24 protein-coding genes are annotated in these 26,645 nt (G+C 62.8%); 10 read left to right on the forward strand and 14 right to left on the reverse strand.

All coding sequences use genetic code 11. The features are described 5' to 3' along the window. The first annotated feature begins 36 nt into the window (after positions 1–36). Positions 37–834 carry a DUF2242 domain-containing protein gene (locus HBO24_RS25680; protein ID WP_128593477.1) on the forward strand — a complete coding sequence of 266 codons (798 nt, stop codon included), beginning with the start codon at positions 37–39 and terminating at the stop codon, positions 832–834. A 1-nt stretch (position 835) separates the two neighbouring features. On the opposite strand, the gene aceE is transcribed toward HBO24_RS25680, so the two are convergent. Continuing rightward, entirely contained in the window at positions 836–3,496 is a 2,661-nt protein-coding gene (aceE, locus tag HBO24_RS25685; protein WP_170060585.1) for a pyruvate dehydrogenase (acetyl-transferring), homodimeric type, read from the reverse strand. 155 nt (positions 3,497–3,651) lie between these two features. Between aceE and HBO24_RS25690 the strand changes: the two genes are divergently transcribed. Beyond that, entirely contained in the window at positions 3,652–4,131 is a 480-nt protein-coding gene (locus HBO24_RS25690; protein ID WP_057441509.1) for a MarR family transcriptional regulator, read from the forward strand. 18 nt (positions 4,132–4,149) lie between these two features. Here the strand turns inward: HBO24_RS25690 and HBO24_RS25695 are convergent, their stop codons facing one another. The 3 genes from HBO24_RS25695 to HBO24_RS25705 all read right to left on the reverse strand — a co-directional run bounded on the left by HBO24_RS25695 (position 4,150) and on the right by HBO24_RS25705 (position 7,676). Continuing rightward, positions 4,150–5,172, reverse strand: coding sequence for a pyruvate dehydrogenase (locus HBO24_RS25695; protein ID WP_170060586.1), 1,023 nt, complete (start codon positions 5,170–5,172; stop codon positions 4,150–4,152). 328 nt (positions 5,173–5,500) lie between these two features. After that, a complete protein-coding gene (locus tag HBO24_RS25700; protein ID WP_170060587.1) occupies positions 5,501–6,541 on the reverse strand; it encodes an AraC family transcriptional regulator in 1,041 nt (346 codons plus the stop codon). Positions 6,542–6,545: 4 nt separating this feature from the next. Continuing rightward, positions 6,546–7,676, reverse strand: a complete 1,131-nt coding sequence (locus HBO24_RS25705; RefSeq protein WP_170060588.1) for a carbon-nitrogen hydrolase family protein — start codon at positions 7,674–7,676, stop codon at positions 6,546–6,548. A gap of 211 nt (positions 7,677–7,887) precedes the next feature. Between HBO24_RS25705 and HBO24_RS25710 the strand changes: the two genes are divergently transcribed. Together HBO24_RS25710 and HBO24_RS25715 are read left to right on the forward strand one after the other, a co-directional pair. Further along, positions 7,888–9,927 carry an NADPH-dependent 2,4-dienoyl-CoA reductase gene (locus HBO24_RS25710; RefSeq protein WP_170060589.1) on the forward strand — a complete coding sequence of 680 codons (2,040 nt, stop codon included), beginning with the start codon at positions 7,888–7,890 and terminating at the stop codon, positions 9,925–9,927. 57 nt (positions 9,928–9,984) lie between these two features. Then, positions 9,985–10,875 carry a pyridoxal-phosphate dependent enzyme gene (locus tag HBO24_RS25715; protein WP_057441517.1) on the forward strand — a complete coding sequence of 297 codons (891 nt, stop codon included), beginning with the start codon at positions 9,985–9,987 and terminating at the stop codon, positions 10,873–10,875. Here HBO24_RS25715 and HBO24_RS25720 read toward each other — a convergent pair. The 3 genes from HBO24_RS25720 to HBO24_RS25730 all read right to left on the reverse strand — a co-directional run bounded on the left by HBO24_RS25720 (position 10,872) and on the right by HBO24_RS25730 (position 13,545). Continuing rightward, the gene (locus HBO24_RS25720) at positions 10,872–11,417 is read right to left on the reverse strand and encodes a cytochrome b (RefSeq protein ID WP_057960053.1); all 546 of its coding nucleotides are present in this window, start codon (positions 11,415–11,417) and stop codon (positions 10,872–10,874) included. The genes HBO24_RS25715 and HBO24_RS25720 overlap by 4 nt on opposite strands. A 114-nt stretch (positions 11,418–11,531) precedes the next feature. Then, positions 11,532–12,359 carry a phosphonoacetaldehyde hydrolase gene (gene phnX / locus HBO24_RS25725; protein ID WP_057441522.1) on the reverse strand — a complete coding sequence of 276 codons (828 nt, stop codon included), beginning with the start codon at positions 12,357–12,359 and terminating at the stop codon, positions 11,532–11,534. A gap of 76 nt (positions 12,360–12,435) precedes the next feature. After that, positions 12,436–13,545 carry a 2-aminoethylphosphonate--pyruvate transaminase gene (locus tag HBO24_RS25730; RefSeq protein ID WP_057444272.1) on the reverse strand — a complete coding sequence of 370 codons (1,110 nt, stop codon included), beginning with the start codon at positions 13,543–13,545 and terminating at the stop codon, positions 12,436–12,438. Positions 13,546–13,657: 112 nt separating this feature from the next. Between HBO24_RS25730 and HBO24_RS25735 the strand changes: the two genes are divergently transcribed. Next, positions 13,658–14,518 (forward strand): LysR substrate-binding domain-containing protein, encoded by an 861-nt coding sequence (locus HBO24_RS25735; protein ID WP_120733508.1) that lies wholly within the window; start codon positions 13,658–13,660, stop codon positions 14,516–14,518. Here HBO24_RS25735 and HBO24_RS25740 read toward each other — a convergent pair. Continuing rightward, positions 14,488–15,393 (reverse strand): LysR substrate-binding domain-containing protein, encoded by a 906-nt coding sequence (locus HBO24_RS25740; RefSeq protein ID WP_057441524.1) that lies wholly within the window; start codon positions 15,391–15,393, stop codon positions 14,488–14,490. The genes HBO24_RS25735 and HBO24_RS25740 overlap by 31 nt on opposite strands. A gap of 266 nt (positions 15,394–15,659) precedes the next feature. On the opposite strand from HBO24_RS25740, the gene HBO24_RS25745 reads away from it, so the two are divergent. Both HBO24_RS25745 and HBO24_RS25750 read left to right on the forward strand, forming a co-directional pair. Further along, a complete protein-coding gene (locus HBO24_RS25745; protein WP_057441526.1) occupies positions 15,660–16,985 on the forward strand; it encodes an MFS transporter in 1,326 nt (441 codons plus the stop codon). Positions 16,986–17,103: 118 nt separating this feature from the next. Continuing rightward, on the forward strand, positions 17,104–17,811 hold the full coding sequence (locus HBO24_RS25750) for a YebC/PmpR family DNA-binding transcriptional regulator (RefSeq protein WP_120733507.1): 708 nt from the start codon (positions 17,104–17,106) through the stop codon (positions 17,809–17,811). 149 nt (positions 17,812–17,960) lie between these two features. Here the strand turns inward: HBO24_RS25750 and HBO24_RS25755 are convergent, their stop codons facing one another. The 4 genes from HBO24_RS25755 to HBO24_RS25770 are packed head-to-tail and all read right to left on the reverse strand — an operon-like array spanning position 17,961 to position 21,675. Then, positions 17,961–19,265 carry a protein kinase gene (locus HBO24_RS25755; RefSeq protein ID WP_120733506.1) on the reverse strand — a complete coding sequence of 435 codons (1,305 nt, stop codon included), beginning with the start codon at positions 19,263–19,265 and terminating at the stop codon, positions 17,961–17,963. A gap of 35 nt (positions 19,266–19,300) precedes the next feature. After that, complete coding sequence (zapE, locus tag HBO24_RS25760; protein ID WP_170060590.1) at positions 19,301–20,413, reverse strand: cell division protein ZapE; 1,113 nt, start codon at positions 20,411–20,413, stop codon at positions 19,301–19,303. Positions 20,414–20,425: 12 nt separating this feature from the next. Beyond that, on the reverse strand, positions 20,426–21,172 hold the full coding sequence (locus HBO24_RS25765) for an anti-sigma factor (RefSeq protein WP_170060591.1): 747 nt from the start codon (positions 21,170–21,172) through the stop codon (positions 20,426–20,428). Then, a complete protein-coding gene (locus tag HBO24_RS25770) occupies positions 21,169–21,675 on the reverse strand; it encodes a sigma-70 family RNA polymerase sigma factor (RefSeq protein WP_170060600.1) in 507 nt (168 codons plus the stop codon). Before HBO24_RS25770 ends, HBO24_RS25765 begins: the two co-directional genes overlap by 4 nt. Before the next feature lie 152 nt (positions 21,676–21,827). On the opposite strand from HBO24_RS25770, the gene HBO24_RS25775 reads away from it, so the two are divergent. Further along, on the forward strand, positions 21,828–22,910 hold the full coding sequence (locus HBO24_RS25775; RefSeq protein WP_170060592.1) for a catalase family peroxidase: 1,083 nt from the start codon (positions 21,828–21,830) through the stop codon (positions 22,908–22,910). After that, positions 22,907–23,443, forward strand: coding sequence for a cytochrome b/b6 domain-containing protein (locus tag HBO24_RS25780; RefSeq protein ID WP_169990346.1), 537 nt, complete (start codon positions 22,907–22,909; stop codon positions 23,441–23,443). The genes HBO24_RS25775 and HBO24_RS25780 overlap by 4 nt, the downstream gene beginning before the upstream one ends. Here HBO24_RS25780 and HBO24_RS25785 read toward each other — a convergent pair. Further along, on the reverse strand, positions 23,341–24,606 hold the full coding sequence (locus tag HBO24_RS25785) for an MFS transporter (RefSeq protein WP_170060593.1): 1,266 nt from the start codon (positions 24,604–24,606) through the stop codon (positions 23,341–23,343). The genes HBO24_RS25780 and HBO24_RS25785 overlap by 103 nt on opposite strands. A gap of 97 nt (positions 24,607–24,703) precedes the next feature. Between HBO24_RS25785 and HBO24_RS25790 the strand changes: the two genes are divergently transcribed. Beyond that, positions 24,704–25,165 (forward strand): helix-turn-helix domain-containing protein, encoded by a 462-nt coding sequence (locus HBO24_RS25790; protein ID WP_057960045.1) that lies wholly within the window; start codon positions 24,704–24,706, stop codon positions 25,163–25,165. Between the two features lie 20 nt (positions 25,166–25,185). On the opposite strand, the gene HBO24_RS25795 is transcribed toward HBO24_RS25790, so the two are convergent. After that, positions 25,186–26,337, reverse strand: coding sequence for a M14-type cytosolic carboxypeptidase (locus HBO24_RS25795; protein WP_057441546.1), 1,152 nt, complete (start codon positions 26,335–26,337; stop codon positions 25,186–25,188). Positions 26,338–26,645 lie beyond the last annotated feature (308 nt).

Genomic DNA, 26,645 nt, shown 5'->3' on the forward strand with positions numbered 1-26,645 from the left:
ACAATACCGCCCTGACCGTTTTCCTCAGGATGATCAATGTCGACTTCATTTCACTTGCGTGGCCTTGCGCTCGCGCTGGTGCTGGCAGGCGCCACGGGCTGCTCGTCGCCCAAGACCGCTATCTACGAACATGAGAATTTCGACGATTCCGGTACGTTTTCGCGCAATTACCCGGTCAGCGATGTCGCGGCCTGCGAAGCGGCACGCCGGGCGTTGCTCAGCCAGGGCTACATCATCACCAGCAGCGACCCGAAGCTGGTGAGTGGTAACAAAAGTTTCCAGCAGACCGGCGAGACCCATCTGCAGATCAGCTTCAACGTGGTGTGTGCCGAAGATGGCAGCGGCGAGCATCATGCGACGATGTTTGCCAACGCCCTGCAGGATCGCTACGCGCTGAAGAAGGTCAACAACTCCGCCAGCCTGGGAGTGGGCGTGCTGGGTTCGGTGTCGATGCCGATTGGCTCCACCGACGACTCGATGGTCAAGGTGGCCAGCGAGACCGTCACCTCACCCAAATTCTATGACCGCTACTTTGCCTTGGTGGACGTGTTCCTGCCTCAGGAAGTGAAGGCCGCCGAACACATCCCCGAAGCGCCCAAGGCCGACCTCGGCGTGCCGGAGCCCAAGCCCGCGCCGGTGGTGGACAAGGTGCAAGCGCCGCAGGAAGCGCCGGCCATGCCTGTCGCACCGCCCGTCTCGGAGCCGCTTGCACCACCGGTGGAAGCCACGCCGATTGCGCCACAACCAGTGCCGGCAGAAGCGCCAGCGCCGACTGCGCCTGTGCTGCCGCCACCGACAGAGACCATCCCGCCGCTGCCGGCCAACGGGCAGTAATCTAGACGCCGGCCGGGTCGGCTTTATCGACGTCGATCCCGTAGCGGCTGATCGCCTCGCCGACTTTGGTGCGGCTGATCAGGCCGTCATCAGCCAGGGCCTTCAATGTCGCCAAGACGATGAAATGGCGGTCCACCTCGAAGAACTCGCGCAGCGCTTCACGGGTATCGGACTGGCCAAAACCGTCAGTGCCCAGCGCGACAAAGCGCCTGCCTGTGACGAATGGGCGAATCTGATCGGCGAAGATCTTCATGTAGTCGGTGGCAATCACCACCGGCCCCGGGTGGTCCGCCAGGCATTGCTCCACGTAGCTGGTGCGTGGCTCGTCCTCGGGGTGCAAGAGGTTCCAGCGCTCCACCCCAAGGCCCTCACGGCGCAGTTCGGTGAGGCTGGTAACACTCCAGACGTCACTGTCCACGGCAAAGTCCTCACGCAGCAAATCTGCGGCGGCGATCACTTCGCGCAGGATCGAGCCACTGCCCATCAGTTGCACCTGGGCTTGCTGGCCCGCCTTCAGTCGATACATGCCCTTGAGAATTCCATCCTCGACACCTTCGGGCATGGCCGGGTGCGGGTAGTTTTCATTGAGCAGGGTGATGTAGTAGTAAATGTCCTCCTGTTCGACGTACATGCGCCGCATGCCCTCGCGGATGATTACCGCAAGCTCGTAGGCAAAGGTTGGGTCGTAGGACACGCAGCAAGGAACCACCGAGGCCAGCACATGGCTATGCCCATCATCGTGCTGTAAGCCTTCGCCCATCAGTGTGGTGCGCCCGGCGGTGGCCCCCAGCAGGAAGCCACGGGCCCGCGCATCGCCTGCGGCCCAGGCCAGGTCGCCGACACGCTGGAAACCGAACATCGAGTAGAAAATATAGAAGGGCAGCGTCATCAGGCCGTGGTTGGCGTAGGACGTGCTGGCAGCGATCCACGAAGAAAACGCGCCGGACTCATTCAGGCCCTCCTGTAGGATCTGCCCGTCTTTGCTCTCTTTGTAGTAGCTCAGTTGCCCGGCGTCCTGCGGGGTATAGAGCTGGCCCACGGCAGAATGAATACCGATCTGGCGGAACAGGCTTTCCATGCCAAAGGTGCGCGATTCGTCCGGCACAATCGGCACGATCAACTTGCCGATGTGCGGGTCTTTCAGCAGGGTGCCGAGGATGCGCACGAAGGCCATGGTAGTGGAAATGGCACGCTCGCCAGTGTCTTTGAGTTGGGTGGCAAACGCTTCGAGCGGCGGCACTTGCAGGGCCGGTACCGAACTGTGCCGGGCAGGAATATAACCGCCCAGGGCCTGGCGCCGCGCGGCAAAGTAGCGGCCTTCTTCGCTGTCGGCAGTGGGCTTGAGATAGGGGATTTCAGCCAGTTGGTCGTCAGCCACCTCCAGGCCGAACCGGTCGCGGAACGCCTTGACGGCCTCGGCGCCCATTTTCTTGAGTTGGTGATTGATGTTCTGGCCTTCGCCAGCCTCGCCCATGCCAAAACCCTTGACGGTTTTCGCCAGGATCACCGTAGGTTGCCCGGTATGGCGGACCGCGGCGGCATAAGCGTTGTAGACCTTGTCGGGGTCATGGCCGCCCCGTGAGAGCTTCCAGATATCGTCGTCGGAAAGATCCTCCACCAGTGCCAGCAACTCCGGGTATTTGCCGAAGAAGTGTTCGCGCACGTAGGCACCGTTTTGCGACTTGTAGTTCTGATAGTCGCCATCCACGCATTCCATCATGCGTTGGCGCAGCAGGCCACTGCGGTCCTTGGCCAGCAGGGCATCCCAGCCACCGCCCCAGATGACTTTGATCACGTTCCAGCCGGCAGCGCGATACAGGCTTTCGAATTCCTGGATGACTTTGGCGTTGCCACGTACCGGGCCGTCGAGGCGTTGCAGGTTGCAGTTGACCACGAAGATCAGGTTATCCAGTTTCTCGCGCCCCGCCAGGGAGATCGCCGCCAGGGATTCCGGCTGGTCCATCTCGCCATCCCCCAGGAACGCCCAAACCTTGCGCCCCGCCTCAGGCTTGAGGGAGCGCAGGTCCAGATAGCGCATGAATCGCGCCTGATAGGCCGCAGTGATCGGCCCCAGGCCCATGGACACGGTAGGAAACTGCCAGAAGTCCGGCATCAGGCGGGGGTGGGGATAGGACGACAGACCCTGGCCGCCGGCCTCGCGGCGGAAGTTATCGAGTTGTGCTTCGTCGATGCGCCCTTCGAGGTAGGCGCGCCCGTAGATGCCTGGCGAGGAGTGCCCCTGGATATACACCAGGTCGCCGGCAAAGGTCTCGGTTCGACCACGGAAGAAATGGTCAAAGCCTACGTCGTAGAGTACCGCGGCCGACGCATAGGTGGCGATATGCCCGCCCACGCCCGAGTGTTTACCGGCGCGCAAGACCATGGCCATGGCGTTCCAGCGGATAAACGCATTGAGCCGGCGTTCGATTGCCAGGTTGCCGGGGTAGGGCAGTTGCCGGTCCACCGCGATGGTGTTGACGTAGGGGGTGGTGACCCGCCCATGGAAGTCGCCATGTCGCGCTACGTCGAAATCCAGCAACTGATCGATCAGGTAATGGGCGCGGGGGCGACCTTCGGTGGACAGCACCGATTCGATGGACTCCAGCCATTCGCGGGTTTCCTGTGGATCGTCGTCGAGTCTTACTGCGTTGTTCGCGTTCATGTGAGGCTCCAGGTGTGCGGATACCAGCGTGCGGTTTCCTTGTGGGAAGGTGATTCGGCACGCTGCAAAAGTAATTGCAATTGCAACTACATGCCTGAATTTAGCGCGGGATGCGCTACCATTGCAACCTTCTCGAATTCCCCGGATGGTGTTGCATGTCGTCGAAAGAGCCTGATGTCTGGTTCCGTTTTGTCAGGGCCCACAGGACAGTCATCCGTGAAATCGAACGGCGCCTGGCCCTGGCCGACCTGCCGCCATACGCCTGGTACGATGCCCTGTGGGGCCTGGAAAGCGGTCCTGATGGCACTCGGCGCATGCATGAATTGGCCGATGTGCTGGCGATCGAGCGCTACAACCTGACGCGATTGGTGGACCGCCTGGAAAAGGACGGCCTGGTGGTGCGCTCACGCTGCGAAGGTGACGGGCGCGCCGCGTTTGCCTCGATCACCGATGAGGGCCGGGTGTTGCGTAAAAAGATGTGGGGCATCTACGAAAGTACTGTGGATGAACTGTTCCTCTCGCAACTCGACGCCGAGCAACGCCAGGGCTTTGCCGATGCGCTGGAGCGCACGGCCGGGCTGGCGATGCAGGCCAGTGTGCAGACCCGCGGACGGCGCAGGCCTGAAACACCATAGGCAAGGGCATGCTCTCGCTCATTTGAGGGCGTACTGTTGCAGCGCGCGCTCCACTTGTCGCACCTCGATCCGTCCCTCGTCTGCCAGCGCCTTCAGGGCCAGCACGGCAATCCAGTAGCGGTCAGGTGCCGTCGGTTGGACTGAGCCGGCCCCTAGCGCGACAAAGCGTGCATCCACATGGGCCGCCAACGGGTCGATGATGGACTGCGGATAGCCGGTGACAGCGATCACCGGGCTGTGGTGGGCCGCCAGGCAATCGCGCAAGTGGCAGCTACGCTTTTCGGCCAGAGGGTGCAGGCGGTTCCAGCGCTCGGCGGCGCGTGCTTCCCGCGCCAGCCGGGTGTAGCTGGGGCAGCTCCATAACTGCGCCGATACGTTCCAGTCGGTCTCCAGCAGCCTTGCTGCATGCAGGACTTCTTCAAGTGCGCGGCCAGCCCCCAGCAAGCGCACGTGCAATTCGCCGGGTGGCTCGCGCCCGATCCGATACATCCCCTTGATTGCATCCTGTCGGTCCTGTGGCGCCAGTCCAGGTCCGTCGTCCTGGTCATGCAGGGCCAGGTAGTAAAATCCGGGCCTGCCGTCGACATACAGCGCGTGCAAACCCGCCAGCACAATCGCTCGGGTTTCGTCGCCGGAGGCTGGATTGTATGGGGTGCACTGCGGGTTGCTGGCCAGCCATAGCGCAAGTGAAGGGTGCGCGCCGTGGCGCCCGGAGGCGGGGCGGGTGTGGATGTCGTTGCACAGAATCCCGCGTTGATCGGTGCCCTGGCAGAGGGCACGCAACTGCGCCGATGAAGTGGCGTTATGTAGGTACAGCAGTGGTTTTTCTTCGGTATTACGCGCAAACCAGGTGGGCCAGGCGGTGATGCGCCTGGAGTGGGATTGGCCGCGAATGACCCAGGCTTGCCGGCGTGTCGCCGGGTGGAACTCCAGGGTGTTGGCCATGGCCATCACTGTATACAGGGGCGAGCTGCGGGGTGGTTGTTGATCGTTGAGGGTGTCGATGCAGATTCGTGCGGATTGCGCAGTGCTGGCAGTCATGAGTCACGTCCCATGGCAATGGAGCGCATCACCCTACTGGAAGTTGACATATAATTGCAATTGCAATGATTGCAGTTGCATTTAAATCGCTCGGTTAAATCCGCGCCTGGCTGCTGCGTTTAATCTTCAAGCGCAGGAACGTCATGCCCCTGTCTTTTTTTCGTCATGACGGCACTTTACGCTGGTGATGCAGGTCACTTGAGTCACCTGCTTTGATTAAACAAGGAGTCGACGATGGACGATTATCAAGAAGAGCTGCTGGAATACCAGGCCTTTGAACTGGACCCTTCGCACCCGGCCGACGACGCCACCGAGCTGTAGGCAGGCGTCAGGCGGAATGCCGCTGACTGCGGCGAAATTCCCCTGGGGTCTGGCTGTTCCAGCGCTTGAAGGCCCGTTGAAAGGCTTCCGCTGAGGCGAAACCGAGCAAGTAGGCAATTTCCCCAAACGCCAGTTCGGTATCGCGAATGTAGGTCATGGCCAGGTCGCGACGGGTGTCGTTGAGAATGGCGCGAAACTGCGTGCCTTCCTCGGCCAGTTTGCGGCGCAAGGTCCAGGTCGGCAGTTTCAGGCGTGCCGCCACTTCTTCCAGGTCGGGTTCCCGGCCGCCATTGAGCATCGGCCCCAGCAAACGTGTGATGCGCTCGCGCAGGCTGCGGGTGCGGGTCAGTTGTTCCAATTCCCGTTCACACAGTTGCAGCAGCAAGTGCCAGGTACTGGGGCAGTGCTGCGGGTTGCGCAGGCCAAGGCTGTGCTGGCTCAGGCGCAGTTGATTGAGTTCGGCGCCGAACTGGATCGGGCAATCTCCCAGCACGGTGTAGCTCGCGCTGTAGTCCGGCGCGGCGAATTCGATTTCGATCCGCTCGGCCAATACAGGCTGCTGGCACAAGGTCGCCATCTGCTGCAGCCAACCGGCCAGAATCGAGTCCACCACGAAGCGGTTATAGGCGTTGTAGGGGCTGATGGAATAGAAACGCAGCCAGGCACCCTGGGCGTCTTCATGAAAGCTCGACTGGCCACGGTAGTTGGCGCCGTACAGGGCCTCGAAGCGCGTCAGGGTGCGCGCGGCTTCGCGCACGTTGGGCGCCTGGGCGGCGGTGACGCCGGCCAGGCCAAGTTGATTCATGCGGCTCAACTGGCCCATGCGCAGGCCCAGGCTGGGGTCGCCGGTCAGTTGGATGGCTGCATGGCCCAGGCGCATATAGCGTGGGATCGACAGGCGCGCGCCGGGCTCATTCAAGCGCCCCGGGTCCAGGCCGTACTGCAACAGCAGCGGCTGCGGGTCCAGGCCATGGCTGAGGATGGCGTCGGCCAGGGTATGCACGATGCCCACCGATAAGTCCCCGAGGCGCATCGGTGCCGGTTTCATGGGCTTACAGCCACACGTTCAGCAGGCGCGCACCACGCGCGTTGATGTCGGCGAAAACTTGGCCCTGGGCACTGAGAAAGCTCTGGCCGCTGGTGCCCTGGTCCCAGAATTGCCCGCGCATGAATACGCTCATGCCCGCACCCGCGAGGCTGATGGGAGGCTGGCTGATCAGGCTCAGACGATGCCAGGCTTCGCCTTCACTGAGCTCTTCGGGCTTGAGGCTGACTTCCGGGGGCGTGGACACGCTCTTGAAGCCGCGCCATGGCTTGTCCCAGGTGTCGCGGCCAATCACCAGTGCCGGCACGGCCACCAATTGCGCGCCTTGTTCGTTGAGCTTGCGGTAGTTGTCGGGGTACCAGCTGTCGCTGCCGATCAGGATGCCCAGGCGCCCGGCCGGGGTGTCGATCACGCTGATCGCGTTTTCGTCGCCTGGGGCGATAAAGCCGCGCTCATCGAAGATCGGGTAGAGCTGGCGCTGGGGTTGGCCCAACGGCAAGCCATCGCGGTCGAACACCAGGCTAGTGTTGTACAGCGCGCCATGACCGACCTGCAATTGGCCCTGGCTGACGCTCGGGTTGGGCAGGGCGATGGAGCCGGCCACCAGGGTCACTCCGAACTCTTTGGCCAGACCGCCAAACAGCACCTGGTAATCACGGGCCATGGCCGGCGCCTTCATGCGCAGGTAGGCATCGTCCAGGCGGTTATCGCCCTGGGCACTGATCAGTGCGCGCAGGAACAGCAACGGATTGCTTGCCGACAACCAGTTCATCGCCTCTTTCAGGCTGGTGGCCTGATACAGCTGGTTTTTTTCGCCACTGACCATCAACCAGGTGCCGACGTGCTCCGGCAGGACCACGATGGTTTTGTCGTTGATCAGGCCCATGTCCCGGGCATTGCGCAGATAGGCCGAAAGCTTCAGGTGCAGGCGTTCCAGGCTCTGGTAGTCGGCGGGGAACAGCTCCGGCTGGATGCCCAGCAGGTTGCCGTGATCGGCGGGAGTGCCCTCGTTCACCGCCAGGTTGATCCGCAGGTCCGACAGGTAATGCCCCACGGGGCGCTCCTGGGTCCAGACCAGATAGGCGGAAACGGCGGCGACCAGGGCCATGGTCAGGGTCAAAGCAAGTAATTTACGCATGGGGGAACAGACAACAGGCCGTGTGCAGGGTTCGCCCCTAGGGTAGGGCCCGTCGTCCCGCTTGCCAAGGGGCGCTGCACATTTGGATCAATAAGTTGTCAGTTTCAGTCATTGAGCGCTAAGGGCGGGGCTCTTAGTCTGTGGGACATAAACCGATGGCCGGCCATTCGAGCCTGCCACGTCCCGTGATGATCCGTTGTGGAGCTGTACCATGACCGCTGCTGCCTACCCGCACCTGCTGGCCCCGTTGGACCTGGGTTTTACCACCTTGCGCAACCGTACCCTGATGGGGTCGATGCACACCGGCCTTGAAGAAAAGCCCGGCGGCTTCGAGCGCATGGCCGCGTATTTTGCCGAGCGTGCCCGTGGCGGCGTCGGCCTGATGGTCACCGGCGGTATTGGCCCGAACGATGAAGGCGGGGTGTACTCCGGGGCAGCCAAGCTGACCACTGACGCCGAAGCGCTGAAGCACAAGATCGTCACCCAGGCCGTACACGAGGCGGGCGGCAAGATCTGCATGCAGATCCTTCACGCCGGGCGTTATGCCTACAGCCCCAAGCAGGTTGCGCCGAGTGCGATCCAGGCGCCGATCAACCCGTTCAAGCCCAAGGAGCTGGACGAGGAAGGCATCGAGAAGCAGATCAGCGACTTTGTCACCTGCTCTCTGCTGGCCCAGGTCGCCGAGTACGACGGCGTCGAAATCATGGGTTCCGAAGGTTATTTCATTAACCAATTCCTCGCCGCCCATACCAACCATCGCACCGATCGCTGGGGTGGCGCCTACGAAAACCGTATGCGTTTGCCGGTGGAAATCGTGCGCCGGGTGCGCGAAGCCGTCGGGCCGAATTTCATCATCATCTTCCGCCTGTCGATGCTCGACCTGGTGGAAGGCGGCAGCACCTGGGAAGAAATCGTGCAGTTGGCCAAGGCCATCGAGCAGGCGGGCGCGACGATTATCAATACCGGTATCGGCTGGCATGAAGCACGCATCCCGACCATCGCCACCAAGGTGCCGCGCGGCGCGTTCAGTAAAGTCACGGCCAAGCTGCGTGGCGCGGTGCAGATCCCGTTGATCACCACCAACCGTATCAACACCCCGGAAGTGGCCGAGCAGATCCTCGCCGAGGGCGATGCGGACATGGTGTCCATGGCGCGGCCGTTCCTCGCCGACCCGGAGTTCGTCAACAAGGCCGCCGCTGGCCGGGCCGACGAGATCAATACCTGCATCGGCTGCAACCAGGCCTGCCTGGACCACACCTTCGGTGGCAAATTGACCACCTGCCTGGTCAACCCGCGCGCCTGCTACGAGACCGAGCTCAATTACCTGCCGGTCAAGCTGATCAAGAAAATCGCCGTGGTCGGCGCCGGCCCAGCCGGCCTGGCTGCTGCCACCGTGGCGGCGGAGCGCGGCCATCAGGTGACCCTGTTCGATTCGGCCAGCGAGATCGGTGGCCAGTTCAACGTGGCCAAGCGTGTGCCGGGCAAGGAAGAATTTTTTGAAACCCTGCGTTACTTCAAGCGCAAGCTGCAGACCACCCATGTCGAACTGTGCCTCAACACCCGGGTCGATGTAGCGCAACTGGTGGCCGGCGGTTATGACGAGATCATTCTCGCCACCGGTATCGCGCCGCGTACCCCGGCGATTCCTGGCGTGGAAAACCCCAAGGTGCTCAGCTACCTGGACGTGCTTCTGCAGCGCAAACCGGTGGGCAAGCGCGTTGCGGTGATCGGCGCCGGTGGTATCGGCTTTGACGTGTCGGAGTTCCTTGTGCACCAGGGAGTGTCCACCAGCCTGGACCGTGAAGCGTTCTGGAAGGAGTGGGGCATCGACACCCTCCTGCAGGCGCGCGGTGGCGTGGCCGGGATCAAGGCCCAGCCCCATGCCCCGGCGCGTGAGGTGTACTTGCTGCAGCGCAAGGCTTCCAAGGTTGGCGACGGCCTGGGCAAGACCACCGGCTGGATCCACCGTACCGGCCTGAAGAACAAAAAAGTGCAGATGCTCAATAGCGTCGAGTACCTGAAGATCGACGACGCCGGCCTGCATATCCGGATCGGCGCCGAGGGCGAGCCCCAGGTGCTGGCGGTGGACAATATCGTCATCTGCGCCGGCCAAGACCCGTTGCGCGAGTTGCAGGACGGCCTGGTCGCCGCTGGCCAGAACGTGCACCTGATCGGGGGGGCGGACGTGGCTGCCGAGTTGGACGCCAAGCGCGCCATCAACCAGGGCTCGCGCCTCGCCGCCGAGTTGTAAGGCGACACGAGGGGCGGTGTTAGACTACCGCCCCTTTTTTCATGCAGACATGCACTGATGGGTCCTTTCGACTGGCTTCCCCATGCGCCCCTTGAACCTTTGCAACTGGAGTGGCTGAACGGTGTCGAGGTGGCCGTGTTGCGCCTGGACCGCATCGACCCGCTGATCAGCGGCAACAAGTGGTTCAAACTCACCGGGCACCTGGCCGAGGCGCAACAGGCGGGGGCCAGCGGTATCATCAGTCTGGGTGGCGCCTACTCCAATCATCTGCATGCCCTGGCGGCGGCCGGCAAACGCTTCGGTTTTGCCACCGTCGGCCTGCTGCGTGGGCACCCACAAGACACCCCGACCGTCCTCGACCTGCAAGCTTTCGGCATGCAACTGCACTGGCTGGGCTATGGCGGTTACCGCGCGCGCCATGGGCCGGACTTCTGGTTGCCTTGGCGCGAGCAATACCCGGATTTGCATCCCGTGCCCGAAGGCGGCGGCGCAATGACAGGGGCGTTGGGCTGTGGCGTGTTGGTCGAGCAGGTGCGCAGGCAGTTGCACACCCTGGGCTGGGCCGATTACCACGCCTGGTGGCTGGCAGCCGGTACCGGTACCACCCTGGCGGGCCTGGTGCTGGCGGAGGCGGGTGCCCATCTTGTGTACGGGGCCCTGGCGGTGCCGGATGACCACGGCGTTGCGCAGAACGTGCAGGCTATTGTGCCGGGCGGGTATGAGTTGCTGGATGCCAGCCGTGGCGGCTTTGCAAAGGTCGATCCGTTATTGCTTGAGTTTATCCAGGCCACCGAGCGGGCCAGCGGCCTGCTGTTGGAACCGCTTTACACCGGCAAGGCGCTGCTGGCGCTCAAACAACAGATCGAGGCCGGGCGCTTTGCCCCCGGCACTCGCCTGATTTTTGTGCACACCGGTGGCCTGCAAGGCCGTCGGGGTTTTGTGGATTAACGCTTGGGCAACATGCGCAACACGGTGTTATCCCGCATGAAGTAGTGGTGGTACAGACCCGCCGCGGCATGCAGGCCGATCAGCCAGTAACCGAGGGTGCCGCCCAACACATGCCAGCCTTCGATCTGCTTGGCCAGGTCCTTGTTCTCACCAATCAGCGGTGGCAACTCGATCCCGTAGAACCACACCGAATGCCCTTCGGCACTGACGATCAGCCAGCCAAAGATCGGCATGCCGATCATGAACACATACAGCGCCACATGCATCAGCGTCGCCAGCAGGGCTTGCCATTGCGGCGGCGCGGGTAAAATCTTCGGCGCCACGCCAAGGCTGCGGGCAAACAGGCGCAGCCAGACCAGTACGAATACGGTCAGGCCGAACATGAAGTGCATTTCCTTGATCAGGGTGCGGCCGCCGCTACCCTTGGGGAAAATCCCGCGAAACTCAATAGTGGTGTAGACCAGCACCAGCAGCACTAGCATCAGCCAGTGCAAGGCGATGGACATCGTACTGTAACGGGACTCGCTGTTTTTCCACGGCATCGCGTCTTTCCTCACTCATCAGGGGCAAACCTCCGTTCTTTGGCGACGAAGTCCCTTTAGCCTAAACCTGTTATGCAAGGTTTGCCCGAGTGAGGGGCGATGTATTGACGTCGATCAGGCGCTTTGCGGCATTTCACCACGGGCCAGGCGCTGATTGATGTCGGCGATCACGCCGGGCAGGTCGGTGATGGTGTCGATCAGGTAGTGCGGGCGCGAGCCGGCAAACAGCGTTTCGATGCGCTGGCGTTCACTGGCCAGGGTCGCCGGGTCCAGGGCGCGGAACTGCTCGTAGGTCAGGCCCAGGGCGTTGCCTGAGCAGGTCAGCGCCACGGTCCACATCCCGGCGCGGCGGCCTTCGAGGATGCCCGGCACGGTGTCGTCGATCTTCACGCAGGCCGCCACGTCATCGATGCCCAGGGCGATCACGTTGGCCAGGGCTTGGGCCGGCCATGGGCGGCCATTGGGTACTTCGTCGGTGGCCACGACGTGGTCGGCGATGTAGCCGTTGGTGGCGGCCAACTCGACCACTTTGTCCATCACTTGTTTGGGGTAGCCGGAGCAGGAGCCGATCTTGATCCCTTGCGCACGCAGCGCGGCAATGGTCTCCAGGGCGCCGGGAATCAGCGCCGAGTGTTCGGCGATCTTCTCGATCTGCAACGGCATGAAGCGCTCGTAGATGGCGGTCACGTCATCGTCGGTCGGCGTGCGGCCGAAGGCCTTGCGGTAGCGCTCGGCGACTTGCGGCTGATCGCACAGGGTGCGGATGTGGTCCCACTTGCCCATGCCCATCGGGCCACGGGCTTCTTCGATGGAGACCTGCACGTCGAACTCGGCAAACGCTTCGACAAAAATCTGCGTAGGCGCGAAGGAGCCGAAGTCGACCACGGTGCCGGCCCAGTCAAGGATGGCGGCCTGCAGGGTGTTGGGGTTCTGATAGTTCATGGTTTAAATCCTGTCAGTAAGGGGTAGGAGTCGGCTTGCCGGCGATGGCGGCCGTGAGGCCCCGTCGCCGAGGGAATCAGATTTCGAGTACTTCCATCTCTTGCAGCGCCTGGGCAATCGCCGCCACCGCCGCTTGCATCTCGGCCTGGTTGACATGGCCGATGCAGCCGACGCGGAAGGTCTCCACTTGGGTCAATTTGCCCGGATACAGAATGAAACCCTTGGCCTTGACCCGCTCGTAGAAGTCTTTGAACTGGTAGCGCGGATCGTTCGGCGCATGGAAGGTGACGATGATCGGCGCCTGGATCGCGCTCGGCAGGAAGCTGCGCAGGCCCAGGTCGGCCATGCCATCCAGCAGCGTCTGGCAGTTGGCTGCATAGCGCTGATGGCGCGCCGGCAAGCCGCCTTCTTCGTTGTATTGCAGCAGCGCTTCATGCAGGGCGGCCACCACATGGGTCGGCGGGGTAAAGCGCCATTGCCCGGTCTTGGCCATGTAGGCGTGCTGGTCGAACAAATCCATGGCCAGGGAGTGGCTGTTGCCCTGGGCCGCGGCCAGGGCCTCTTTTTTCGCAAACACAAAACCCATGCCTGGCACGCCTTCCAGGCATTTGCCGGAGGCGGCGATCAGTGCATCGAACGGCACCTGGGCGGCGTCGATGGGCAGCGCGCCAAAGGAGCTCATGGCGTCGATGATCAGGTGCTTGCCGTGGCGCTGGATGACCTGGGCGATCTCCGGCAGTGGGTTGAGGATGCCGGTGCTGGTTTCGCAGTGGATCAGCGCGATATGGGTGATGCTGCTGTCAGCCTGCAACAGCCGGTCGACATCGGCGGCGGTGGTGGGTTGGTCTTCGGCGGTTTCGAAGGTGCTGAACGGGCGGCCCAGCACTTCGCAGATCTTCGCCAGGCGCTTGCCGTACGCGCCGTTGATCAGCACCAGTACCTTGCCATCGCGGGGTACCAGGGTGCCGATGGCCGCTTCGACGGCGAACGTGCCGCTGCCCTGCAAGGGCACGCAGTGATGGCTGTCGCCACCGTTGATGATCGCCAGCAGTTGCTCGCAGAGGCTGGCGGTCAGTTGGTTGAAGCGGTCATCCCACGAACCCCAGTCAACCATCATCGCCTGGCGGGTGCGGGCGGAGGTGGTCAGGGGCCCAGGTGTGAGCAGGATCGGCGCGGCAGTACTCATTCTCATGTCCTCGCAAAGCAGTGGGATGAAGCTACGGGACATAAATTGCAGTTTGGCTTGTCATCAATCAAATTGTTTGTTGTTATGCCAGCCATCAGTGAGGCCGATAGCTATGAATCTTTTCCAACTCCGTGCATTTGACGCCGTGGCCCGGGACGGCAGTTTTACCCGTGCCGCCGCACGCCTGTTTATCAGCCAGCCAGCCGTGACCGGGCATATCAAGGCGCTGGAAGAGCACTACCAGATCACCCTGCTGCGGCGTACCGCGCGGCGCGTCGAGTTGACGGAGGAGGGCATCAAGCTGGCGGCCATTACCCGCAGTATCTTCGGCCTGGTGGATGAAGCGCAGACCCTGCTCGAAGCCAACCGCCAATTGCTCACCGGGCGCCTGGAAGTGGCGGCGGATGGCCCGCATATGGTCATGCCGATGCTGGCCAAGCTGCGTGCCCGTTACCCGGGGATTACCGTCAACCTGCGCCTGGGCAATGCCCAGGAAACCCTGGCGGCGCTGCTGTCCGAGCACGCGGATGTGGCCGTGTTGACCGAAGTCGAGCCGCGCAAGGGCGTGCACCTGCAACCCTTGAACGAATCCCGTATCTGCGCCTTGGTACCGGCTGGCCATCCGTGGCTGGCGGACCCGGCGGGTATCCGTCTGGAGCAGTTGGACCAGGTGATCATGGTACTGCGCGAGCCCAGTTCCATTACCCGCCGCACCTTCGACGACGCCTGTGCCAAGGCCAGCGTGCAGCCCAGGGTGTTGCTGGAACTGGACAGCCGCGAAGCGGTGACGGAAGCGGTGGCTGCCGAGTTGGGGGTGGGCGTGGTGTCGTCGGTGGAAGTCAGCCGCGATCCGCGGGTGCATGCTATTCCCATCCGTGGCGACGGGCTGCTGAACCAACATATGCTCGGCTGCATGGAGCGGCGCCGGGAATTGCGCTTGATTCAGGCGTTCTTCGAGTTGGCTTCAGGCTGATCTTCGCGCAGGCTTTCGCGGACAATCTCCAGAAAGGTCGCCACTACCCGCCGCGAACTCTGTTCCTTGAGGCACACCAGTGTTTCCTTCATGCGCTGGGTGCAGTCGCGGATGGGCATGGCATACACCCGTGAATCGGCGCCGAACTCCGACGCCGACACCACGCCCACGCCAATCCCCACCACCACGGCCTCGCGCGCGGCTTCGCGGCCTTCCACCTGGATCGCCGGGCGGATGCGCAGCCCGGCCTGGTGCATCTCGCGCTCCAGGGTCTGACGGGTCACCGAGCCGGTTTCCCGCAGGACCAGGGGGGTGTCGTCCAGATCCGCCAGCTCGATGGACTCGCGCCCGGCCCACGGGTGGTTGCGGGCGACGAACGCCAGCATCGGGTCATCACGCAAGGGGATCGAGAGCAGGCGCTCATCGTCGACGTCACGCCCCACCAACGCCAGGTCGGCCTGATAGTTGTACAGGCGGTACAGCGCATCATCGGTGTTGCCGGTCTCGATTTTCACGGTGATTCCCGGATAACGTTCGCAAAACCGGGCGATTTGCGGCAGCACATGCACCGGGGCGTCCACCGCCAGGGTCAGGCTGCCGGTTTGCAGGGCCTTGGAGTCTTGCAGCAGCTCCTGGGCTTCGGCGGCGATGACAAACAGGCGCTGGGTGATACTCAGCAGGCGCTCGCCGAGGTCGGTCAGGCGCACCGAGCGTTTGTTGCGATGGAACAGCAGCACGCCAAAACGCTCTTCAAGCTTGCGCACTTGGTCGGAAATGGCCGGCTGGGTGAGGAACAACCGTTCGGCCGCCAACGTGAAACTGCCATGGACAGCCACGGCATGGAAGGCTTTGAGTTGGGCGTGGGAAACCGACATGGCGCGACCTCTTACAAGCTGAGCTTATATTTGAAATACGATAAATCGATTTTACCTATTAGTCAGCCATTGCTTTGATAGCCCTCAGTCGCCGTAGGTTGAGTCCTACAACTTCGGCGATCATGAGCCCTTGCGTGCAACCTTGCAGGACTCATCTGACCAGTACCCGGTGCTCTGCCACCCGGTACTGCAGTGCAAAACAATAAAAACACAGGCAATTGCTTCTCGATTCTGCCGGCACACTCACACCTGAGGTCAGAACCACCATGAATATCCCTATGGGTAGCATCAAGCGTTGGCGCGTGCAGATTTTCGCCATCACCTGGCTGGCATATGCCGCTTTCTATTTCACCCGCAAAGCATTTTCCGTGGCCAAGTTAGGGATCGTTGACGACCCGAGTTTCCCGCTGGACAAGATGATGATGGCCAACCTGGATGGCCTGTACCTGGCGGCCTATGCCGTCGGCCAGTTCACCTGGGGCATGCTCGCCGACCGTTTCGGCCCACGGGTGGTGGTGTTGGGCGGGCTGGTGATTTCGGCGGCTGCCGCCCTGGTCATGGGCACGTTTGCCACCTTGCCGATCTTTGTCACGTGCATGTTGATCCAGGGGTTGGCGCAATCCACCGGCTGGTCGGGGCTGTGCAAGAACCTTGGTAGTTTCTTCCCGGCGCAACAGCGCGGGCGGGTGCTGGGCTTATGGAGCTCGTGTTACGCGTTTGGCGGGCTGGTGGCCTCGCCATTTGCCGGCTGGTGGGCCTACACCCTGATTGGCAGCTGGCACGCGGCATTTATCTCCAGTGCCGCGGTGGTGGCGGTGGTGGCGGTGCTGTTCTTTATTTTCCAGCGCAACACGCCACAGGACGTCGGCCTGCCAGAAGTGGAGCCCGAGCCGGCAATGAGCGCCGAAGAGCAGGCGGCGGCGAAAAAAATCAGCATCCTTGAGCCGTTGCGCGAGATCTTGCGCAACCGCACGGTGCTGACCCTGGGCCTGGCGTACTTCCTGTTGAAACCGGCGCGTTACGCGATCCTGTTGTGGGGCCCGGTGATTGTCTATGAGCAGATGCCCTCGGTGGGCAAGGTCGGCGCGGCCATTGTGCCCACGGCGTTCGAGCTGGCGGGGTTGTTGGGGCCGATTATGATTGGCCTGGCGTCCGACAAACTGTTCGGCGCCCGGCGCATGCCGGCCTGTGTTCTCAGTTTGTTGGCGCTGACCGTGTCCCTGGCGCTGTTTATGGGGGCGTTGCATACCGGCAGTGTGATGTTGGTGATGGCTTTGCTGTTTGTCATGGGCCTGACCCTGTATGGGCCGGACTCGATGATCAGCAGCACGGCGGCCATTGACTTCGGTACCGCCAAGGCCGGCGCAACGGCGGCGGGCTTCGTCAATGGTTGCGGCTCGGTGGGCGCGATCCTCGGTGGCCTGCTGCCGGGCTACTTCGACACGGTGACGGTGTTTATCGTGTTCGCCGGCGCTGCCCTGTTTTCCTCGCTGGTGCTGATGCCTTATTGGAACGCCCGGCCTGCGGTATTGGCGCAAGTGGGCGACTTTGTGCCGGATCGCACGGTGGCAATCAAACCCCTGCGCACCTGAGGTACCTGCAACGCTGGCCGGTTTTTTGGTGGAACGATGGGTTCTTGCCCTATAAACTCTGCGGCCAAAGCGCCGGCCAGTAGACGTCTCGGCGCCACGGATATCAAGAGAGTGAGTCATGGGCGCACAGTGGAAGGTTAAACATAAAGAAGCGGCATCCAATGCCAAGGGCAAGATTTTCGGCAAGCTGGTGAAGGAAATCACCATTGCCGCCCGTAACGGTGCGGACACCGCGACCAACGCCCACCTGCGTCTGGTGGTCGAGCAGGCTAAAAAGGCCTCGATGCCCAAGGAAACCCTGGAGCGCGCAATCAAGAAAGGCGCGGGCTTGCTCGGCGAGACCGTGCAGTACCATCGCGTGACTTATGAAGGGTTCGCCCCGCACCAGGTGCCGTTGATCGTTGAATGCGTGACCGACAACATCAACCGCACCGTGGCGGAAATCCGCGTAGCGTTCCGCAAGGGGCAACTCGGGGCTTCGGGCTCGGTGGCCTGGGACTTCAACCATGTAGGGCTGATCGAGGCCTCGCCGGACACCCCCGATGCCGACCCGGAAATGGCCGCCATCGAAGCCGGTGCCCAGGACTTTGAGGAAGGTGAAGAAGAGGGCGCGACCCTGTTCATCACCGAGACCACCGACCTGGACGCGGTGCAGAAGGCGTTGCCGGAGCAGGGTTTTACCGTGTTGTCGGCGAAGTTGGGCTACCTCGCGAAAAACCCGGTCAGCGGCCTGAGCGACGAGCAGATGGCTGAAGTCGAAGCCTTCCTGGAAGGCCTGGACAACCATGACGACGTGCAGGACATGTTCGTCGGCCTGGCGGGCTAAACCCGGCCTGGAATTATGGGCACGGGCTTGTGTGTGAGCGGGCTTGCCCGCGATTGCGGTGTATCAGATGGCACATCAGCTGGCTGACCCACTGCTATCGCGGGCAAGCCCGCTCCCACATAAGCCCGCTTCCGCATTTGCAGGGCGTTTCAGAGTGAGGACAGCAGTGCCTCGATCTCTTCGAACGCCGGACGCGCCAGCACCTGCGGCTGGCAGCAGCGCTCCCGCAGCGCCTCCAGCACTTGGTGCTGGTCATCGCTCAAACCTGCGTCAATGCGCTCCAGCAACTCCTCCAGCAACACCCCGAACGCCCGCACTTCAATGCGCTGCAACGCCCTGGTTTCCAAGGTGTCGGCCGTGGCATGGAATGACGCCGCGCCAAAGTCCCCCAGCAAACAATCACCCCCGGCATTCCACAGGATATTGTGGCCATACAGGTCGCCATGGGTGATGCCATGCCGGTGCAGGTGTGCGGCCACGGAGGCGATGCCGCGCGCCATGCGCAACGCCACAGCCACGCTGAAACGGCTGGCGGGGTCGTAGATGTCCCGTGTGCAGGACGCCAGGCTGGGTAGGCCGGCGAGGTTGCGGTAGCTCGGGTCGATCAGGTCCATCACCAGCGCGGCCTGGTCATCGGGGTGGCCGATTACCCGGCCTTGCACCTTGATCAGGTTGGGGTGCAGCCCGGCGGCAATGCAGGCCTGCATTTCATGCAGCGGCGAACCGTCGCTGGTGATGGTGCCCTTATAGAGTTTGACCGCGACCGGCTCGTTCGACGGTTTGCGCAGTGCCTTGCGAATCACCCCCGAGGCGCCTTCGCCGAGCACCTCGGCCAGCTCCAGTTCGGCCCAGGGAATATTCGCTGTGTTGTCGTCAATTGCCAGTTCGACCGCGCTTTCCACCGGGTTGCCGGCATAGGCCAGCCAGGTCAGGCGCGGCAGCGTCAGCAGCCATTGCGGCAATTGCGTCAGGCGGTTGGCGGCGATGCGCAGCAGTTCGAGGTTATGGCACTGGGCCAGGCTCGCCGGCAGTTGCTCCAGGCGATTACCGGCCAGCATGAGTTTTTGCAGCAGCGGCCGTTCGCCGAGTTCATCCGGCAAGTGGCTGAGACGGTTATCGGTGAGGATCAACCAACGCAATTGCGGCGGCAGTGCAGCAGCCGACACCTGCTCGATCTGGTTGGCCTTGAAGCCGACCATGCTCAATTGCTGGCATTGCCCCAGGCACGCCGGCAGTTCGGTGAAGGCGTTGTCCGAGCAAAACAGCACGCGCAGGTGGGGCAGCCGGTGCAGGTCGTCGGGCAGGCTGCGCAGGGCGTTGCCGCTCAGGTTGAGGATTTCCAGGGAGTCGGCCAGGTCGAAGATTTCCCGGGGGAACTGCGTCAGGCCGCAGGACAGGTCCAGGCGCTTGATGCCAGCCAGTTGGCCAGCCTTGAGTTGGGCAAGGGTATCCATGAACAGCTTAGGTCACTCGACAAGGTCAAAGGCGCTCATGATAGCGACTTGAGCGCCAGCGGGCTGACTTGTTGCAACTGCCCCAGGCGGCTGCGGGTGCGTGCCAGGTCAATCGCCTGGCCTTGCAGGGCGTCGTCCAGTGGCTGTTGGCCCAGCAGGGTCAGGTGCTTGTCCTGGTCGTAAAGCACGTCGATCAGGTTGATAAAGCGCTGTTGCACGGCAATCGGGCAATCGCCGAGCAGCGGCAGGTCGTCGATGATCCAGTGGTCGAAATCCTCGCACAGCAGCAGGTAATCCATCACGGCGGTGGGCTGTTCGCACAGGTCGTTGAAGGTCAAGGCCAGGCTGCGCGCCTGGTGCCAGCGCACCTGCAGTTGCCGCGAGCCGACCGCCAGCGCCAGGGGCGGGCCATCGGTGGCGGGCAGCCCCAGCTCACGGCGCTGGGCCGGGGCGCCCGGCCACACGTACTGGCCATGGGTGAAGCGTTGCTGCTGGTGGTTCTGCGCCAGGCCCCGGTAGTCCTGAGGCGCGCTGACTTCCATGACGTCCATGCGCGCGCTGATCAAGTCAATCACCGGCTTGAAGCGCTGATGGTACAGCGGGTTGGGCAGCAAGCCCTGGGGCGGGTAATTGGAGGTGACCAGCAGCAGGATGCCCCGTTGGAACAGGGCCTTGAACAGGCGGGTGATCAACATCGCGTCGCCGATGTCATGCACATGGAACTCGTCGAAACACAGCACCCGGCAGCCGTCGAGCAATTGATCCAGGGTGGCGCCCAGGGCATCGGCCTGCTGGCGGTGGGCAAACATGCCGCGGTGCAGGCGGGCGAAAAAGTCGTGGAAATGTACCCGCTGCTTGTCAGGCAGGGGCAGGGCCTGGAAAAACCCGTCCAGCAGCCAGCTTTTGCCCCGGCCGACAGCGCCGTGCAGGTACAGGCTGCGGGTCGGGCGCTGGGCCAGCAGGTGTGCGGCCTGCCGCGCCATAGCGTCGATCACCTGCACCTGGCTGGGGCTGAGGGTGTAGCCCTGTTGCCGAGCCTTGTCCGCGAAGAAGCGCTGAATGGCTGGCGCGCTGTCGTGGGCGGTTTTTTTGCCCAGCAGGCGTTTGAGCAGGGGCAGGCGCCGGGGGCGGCTCTCTCGAAAAGGCATGGTGTTGGCGTCCTAGAACCGGGTGGTCTGCTTGAGCAATCGGGTGGTCGGCTCGTCCTCCGGGCTGACCATCGCATAGTTGTAGCCGGGGCTGGACCAGTATTCGGCCTGCAGTCCGTCGGCATTGCGGCTGCCCCGTGGCAGCAGGGTGTTTTGCGGGCCGGGCGGGCGAATATAAAAACTGATGCGCCGGCCCTGTGGGTTCTCGTAGAGCACCATCGCCGCCGCGCCCTGATCGGTGCTGAGCAGCCGTGCGCTGACCGGGCTGAAGCCGGCCTGGCTGAGGTCTGGCAGGCGATGGGCCTGGGCGAAGTAACGGTCGAGCCAGGCTTGCATATCGCCATTGCCCTGCACCTGGTAATCGGCGGGCATGATTGGGTTCTGGGCAAACAGGCGGTACGCCTGCATGGCGTCGGTCATCGGCAGTGCGCTGGCGACCAGGGTCGCCTGCCGCGCTTGCCAGCCACCCAGGCCGCCCAGGCCGACGGCGAGCACCAGCATGGCGGCAGTGGCCAGCTGGCGGCGCGACTGGTGCTTGAGACGCTGGCGAATCTGCGCCGGATCCAACTCGGGGTTGGCCGCTGGCGGCGCACCGATGGCCGTGCGCAGGTGCTGGGCATCCTGTTGCCAGGCGTGGACCTGGGCCGCGACCTCGGGGTGGGCGGCGAGCCAGATCTGCAGTTGGCGGCGATCCGGCTCGCTGAGCTGGTGATCGACGTACGCGTGCAGGTCGCGTTCGTTGGGGGGCAGGCTGATCATTTGAGTATCCGCAGGGAAGGGCGGGTGATGTCGCCGTCGCTGAGCTGGCGCAAGGCCTGGCGGGCACGGGACAGGCGTGACATCACGGTGCCGATGGGCACGTCGAGGATATGGGCGACTTCCTTGTAGCTCAAGCCTTCCACCGAAACCCACAGCAGCAGGGCGCGTTGCTCGCCGCTCAACTGGTCGAAGGCTTGCAGGGTCGATTGGGCGATCACCGTACGTTCGACTGACGGTTGCGCGTCATCACGGCCGGTGAAGAACTCCAGCATCCGCGCATAACGCCGCGAACGCCGGTGCGCGTCGAGGAACTGCCGGTAGAGGATCGAGAACAGCCAAGCGCGCAAATCGCCGTCGACGCGCTTGTTGCGCCAACTGACGATGGCGCGCTCAAGCGTGGCCTGCACCAGGTCGTCGGCGCTGCTGGGGTTGCGTGTCAGGGATACGGCAAAGCGCCGTAGCCTGGGGAGGAGTTCACGCAATGAGTCGTCGAGTTCGTGCATGGCAATCTTGGTCACTGTGCTTGGACCAGGAAGACGTCCGGCCTTGGAGGTTATTCCAGGGATTGAAAAATAAACAGTGCGGGTGGGAATAGAGCGTGTCGACGCTCGTCCTGCTTCTCTCTCACCTGTGGCCGCTGGCCCTGGAGCACTGCATGTCAGATCAACCATCCCCCTCACGCCTGCCGCTGGGGCGCGCCAGCCTGATGCTGCGCCTAGCCGCTATCGGCGTGGTCGTCGGTGCCGCCGCCGGGGCGTTTGCCTACGTCAACGGCACATTCGACCCGCAGCGGTTGCGCCCCCAGGCCCTGATCAATGCCCTGGAAACCAATAACGGCGTGCACCCCGGCTACCGGCGCAACCATTCCAAGGGTGTATGCGTGGCGGGCTATTTCGAGAGCAGTCCTGCGGCGCGTGCCTATTCCCGTGCGCAGGTATTCAGCGAGGCCCGCACCCCGGTGATCGGCCGTTTTGCCTTGCCCAGCGGCAACCCCTATGCCCCGGACAGCAGCGTGCCGATCCGCAGCCTGGCCGTGCAGTTCAACCAGGCCAACGGCCAGCAATGGCGCAGCGGGATGAACAGCATGTCAGTGTTCCCGGTGGGCACGCCCGAGGCGTTCTACCAGATGCTCAAGGCGGGGACTCCCGACCCGGCGACCGGCAAGCCCAACCCGGCCAGTATGCCGGCGTTTTTTGCCAGCCATCCGGAGACGGCGCCGTTCCTGGCCTGGGTCAAGACGGCCAGGCCATCAGCCAGCTATGCCACCGAGCGTTACAACGGCATCAATGCGTTTTACCTGGTGAATGCCGACGGGCAGCGCCAGGCCGTGCGCTGGGGGCTGGTGCCGCTGAGCCAGGACGTCAACGCAGCCGCTGCGCCGCCAGGGGCGGATTTCCTCCAGGCCGACCTGGAGCAACGATTGGCGGCCGGCCCCCTGCGCTGGCAGTTGCAGATCACCCTGGCCAACCCCACGGACCCGGTGGATGACGCGAGCAAGGCCTGGTCTGGGGCGCACACGGTGCTGGATGCCGGCACGCTGGTACTCGAGCGCAGTCAGCCGCAGTTGGACGGTGATTGCCGCGATATCAACTTTGACCCGCTGATCCTGCCCAGTGGTATCGAAGCTTCCAATGACCCGCTGCTGGCCGCACGTTCTGCTGCCTATGCCAGTTCCTACCTGCGCCGTACCGGCGAAGTCAGCCACTTGCACAGCGCCTCTCAGGAGTCCCGGCCATGAAGACTCAACCACGTTTTTTCGCCCCGCTGGCGCGCCTGCTGCACTGGCTGATGGCGCTGATGGTCATTGCCATGCTGTTTATCGGTGCTGGCATGGTGGCCTCGGTGTCCCAACGCCATGCATGGTTGTTGCACCTGCACAAGCCATTGGGCATTGCGATTCTGCTGTTGGTGATCGTGCGCCTGGTGGTGCGCTTTGCTACCCGCCAGCCGCCGCTGCCTGCCGATTTGCCGGCGTGGCAGGTGTTGGCGGCCAAGGCGTCGCATCTGCTGCTGTATGGCTTGATGCTGGCGCTGCCGTTGTTGGGATGGGCGATGATTTCGGCGGCCGGTGACCCAGTGATGCTGAGCAGTTCTTTGCAGTTACCGGCGTGGGTGCCGGCCAACGCGCAGTTGTTTGCAATTCTGCGCAAGGCCCATGGGTATCTCGCCTATTTGCTGTTCCTCACGGTGTTGCTGCATTTGGCGGCGGCGTTGTTCCATGGCTGGATTCGCCGGGATGGCGTTTTGCAAAGCATGCTCGGCAAGGACTGAGGCCCCAGGGTCGCCCACCAGTATCCCAGGGCCAGTAGGTTGATGGCGGCGCCCAGGGCACAAACGCCGGGCCAGCCGGCCCAGGCGTACATCAGGGTGGCGCCGAGCGAGCCCAGGGCGCTGCCTGCCGAATAGAACAGCATGTAGCCGGCAGCCAGGCGGCTCTGGGCTTCGGGGCGCACGCTGTAGATCAGGCTTTGGCTGGTGACATGCACGGCTTGCAGGCCGAGGTCGAAGGCAATCACCCCAAGCAACAGTGCCCATAACGAAGACTGGGTCAAGGCGATGGGCAGCCAAGACACCAGCATCAGCGCCAGGGCCGCGCCGCTGGTCCACTGTGCCCAGCCTCGGTCGGCCAGGCGCCCGGCATGGGCCGCTCCCAGCGCGCCGGCGGCACCGGCAAGGCCGAACAGGCCGATCTGGGTGTGGGACAACGACAGCGGCGGGGCGCTCAAGGGCAATACCAAGGGCGTCCATAGCACCGTGCCTGCGGCAAAAATCAGCAAGGCCAGTACCGCGCGGTCGCGCAGCACTTTTTCCTCGCGCAACAGGCTCAACACCGAGCCGAGCAACTGGCGATAGGCGCCTGGTGCCCGGGGCTGCTCGGTAGCGGGCAAGACACGCCAGAGCAGCAGCGCCATCAGCAGCGTCAAGCCAGCCGACAGCAGGTACACCGAGCGCCAGCCGGCCAGGTCCGCCATGAGCCCGGACACCGTGCGCGCCAGCAGCAGGCCCACCACGATGCCGCTGGTCACCAGGCCCACTACGTGCCCCCGTTGCTCGGGGCGCGCCAGGTTTGCGGCGTAGGCCACCAACACCTGGGCCACCACGGCGAGCAAGCCCGTCAGCAACAGGCCAGCCAGAAACCCAACGCTGCTGTTGGACAGGGCGACCAGCAATACCGCGCCGGTGGACAGCAGTAACTGGCCGACGATCAAGTGCCGACGGTTGAGCAGATCGCCCAACGGCACCAGCAGTAATAAACCGAGGCCATAGCCGACCTGGGTCAGGCTGATCACGATGCCGACGGTGGCGGGGTCCATGGCGAACGTCGTGGCCATGGCATCCAGCAGGGGTTGGGCGTAATAGACGTTTGCCACCGACAGGCCGCAGGCAATGGCGAACAGCAGCACCACGGCGCCGCTTAACGATGATTGGGGCATGCTGAGTTCTCATTGTGGTTGTTAAATAAAACCAGTTGTACGGTAGGTATTCCGGTTTTATATTGCAACTACATTTTTTATCAGGCAGGCGTTACCCATGGTCAAACTCACTCGCTTTGAAAGTGCCGAATGCCCGGTGGCGCGCTCGCTGGAGGCGATTGGCGATGGCTGGGCACTGTTGATCATTCGCGATGCATTCGATGGCATCCGCCGCTTTGGCGAGTTTCAGCGCAGCCTGGGCATGGCCAAGAATATTCTTTCGGCACGCTTGCGCAGCCTGGTCGGCCACGGGATTTTCGAGATTGTCCCGGCCTCGGATGGCAGTGCTTATCAGGAGTATGTGTTGACGGAAAAGGGCAGGGGGCTGTTTGCCGTGATCATTGGGTTGCGGCAATGGGGCGAGGGGTTTTTCTACGCCGAGGGCGAGGCCCATTCGGTGCTGTTGGACCGTGAGCACGGACAGCCGCTGCAGGCTTTGCACGTGCAGGCGGCAGATGGCCGGGTGCTTGGGCCGCTGGACTGCGTGCGAGTGGCGGCGCAGTCCGAGGCTGAGGGTTAACGACGCTTATTGGGGCAGGGTCAGCGCAGTACGTTGACCATGTCCGCCACGGTGCTCAGCACGTCCTTGCCCAGTTGCCGGGAGCGTTTGCCGGACCAGCCGGTGCGTGGGTCGGGCGCATCGTCGTTGTCCTTGAACGGCATTTCCAGGGTCAGGGACAGGCAATCGAATTTCTCGCCCACGCTGTTGCACGCCAAGGTCATATTGGCCTGGCCCGGCAAGTCGCGGGTGTAGCCATGGGTGGTCTGGAAGTCGCGGGTCAGTTCGCTCAAGTGGCTGCGAAAGTGTTTTTCCAGGGCCTCGATACGCGGGGTATAGCCGGGGTTGCCTTCACACCCTGCGGTGAATACGTAGGGGATTTCTTCGTCGCCGTGGATATCCAGGAACAGGTCGACGCCATATTTTTCCATTTGCTGCTGGACGAACAGCACTTCCGGGCTCTGTTCCTGGCTTGCGCTTTGCCAGGCGCGATTGAGGTCCTGACCCATGGCGTTGGTGCGCAAGTGACCGTGGAACGCGCCATCCGGGTTCATGTTCGGCACCAGGTACAGGTCGGCGGATGCCAGGAGTTTTTTCAGTTCAGCATCACCTTCCTGTTGCAGGCGCTCGATGATGCCTTCCATAAACCACTCGGCCATATGCTCGCCCGGGTGCTGCTGCGCAATGATCCACACTTTGCGCTGCCCGGCGTCACCCTTGCCACGGCGTAGCAGGGGAATATCACGGCCTTCGACACTCTTGCCGGTGGCCAGCAATTGCGTACCAGCGCGGTTCAGTGCCTGCTCGATCAACCAGGCGTGACGCTCGCGACTGTAGGGTTCGAAGTAGGCGAGCCAGGCGTGTTTTTGCTCGGCCTGCAGTTCGATGTGCAAGGTTTCGCCATCAAAGCGCGTCGGCACCCGGAACCAATTGATGTGGTCGTAGGACGCCACGGCGTTGTAACCGCTCCAGGCATGTTTGTAGGAGGACTGGCCGGCGTTGCTCAGGCGAAAGGTATGGGTATGACCAATGTGCATGCCTTCGGCCTTGAAGTGGAACCATTGGAAGTGCTGGCTGCGGGTATCAGGTTTGATCGCCAGCAGTAACTGATGGGCATCGCTGGTGTCGAGCACCTGGATATTGCCACTGTCGAAGTCGGTGCTGATTTTGATGGAAGTCAAGGCCACGGTCATAGTCTGATTGCCTGAATATGAGAGTTGTGGCGGGCAGTTTACACAGACGCGGGGTAAAGTCTGGACGCAAATTATTGCGAAAAGGGAGGGGGCGTCATCCTTGACGCAGCCGCAGCTTAGAGTCTATGAGATTGATTCTCAAGTGCTATCTTGGAAAGAAGCGGGCCAGAGCGCTTGATCGGCTTTCTTTCGGTGATTGTCTTTTGCTACCATGCGCGCCATCGAGCAACACACAGTCTTCATTAGCCTGAAGCCACGCCAGAATAACTGGCAAAAAAAAGACCCGGCCAAAGAGCCGGGTCAAAAAC

It is taken from the genome of Pseudomonas sp. WS 5410, from assembly GCF_012985645.1.
GTDB classification, from domain to species: Bacteria; Pseudomonadota; Gammaproteobacteria; order Pseudomonadales; family Pseudomonadaceae; genus Aquipseudomonas; species Aquipseudomonas shahriarae.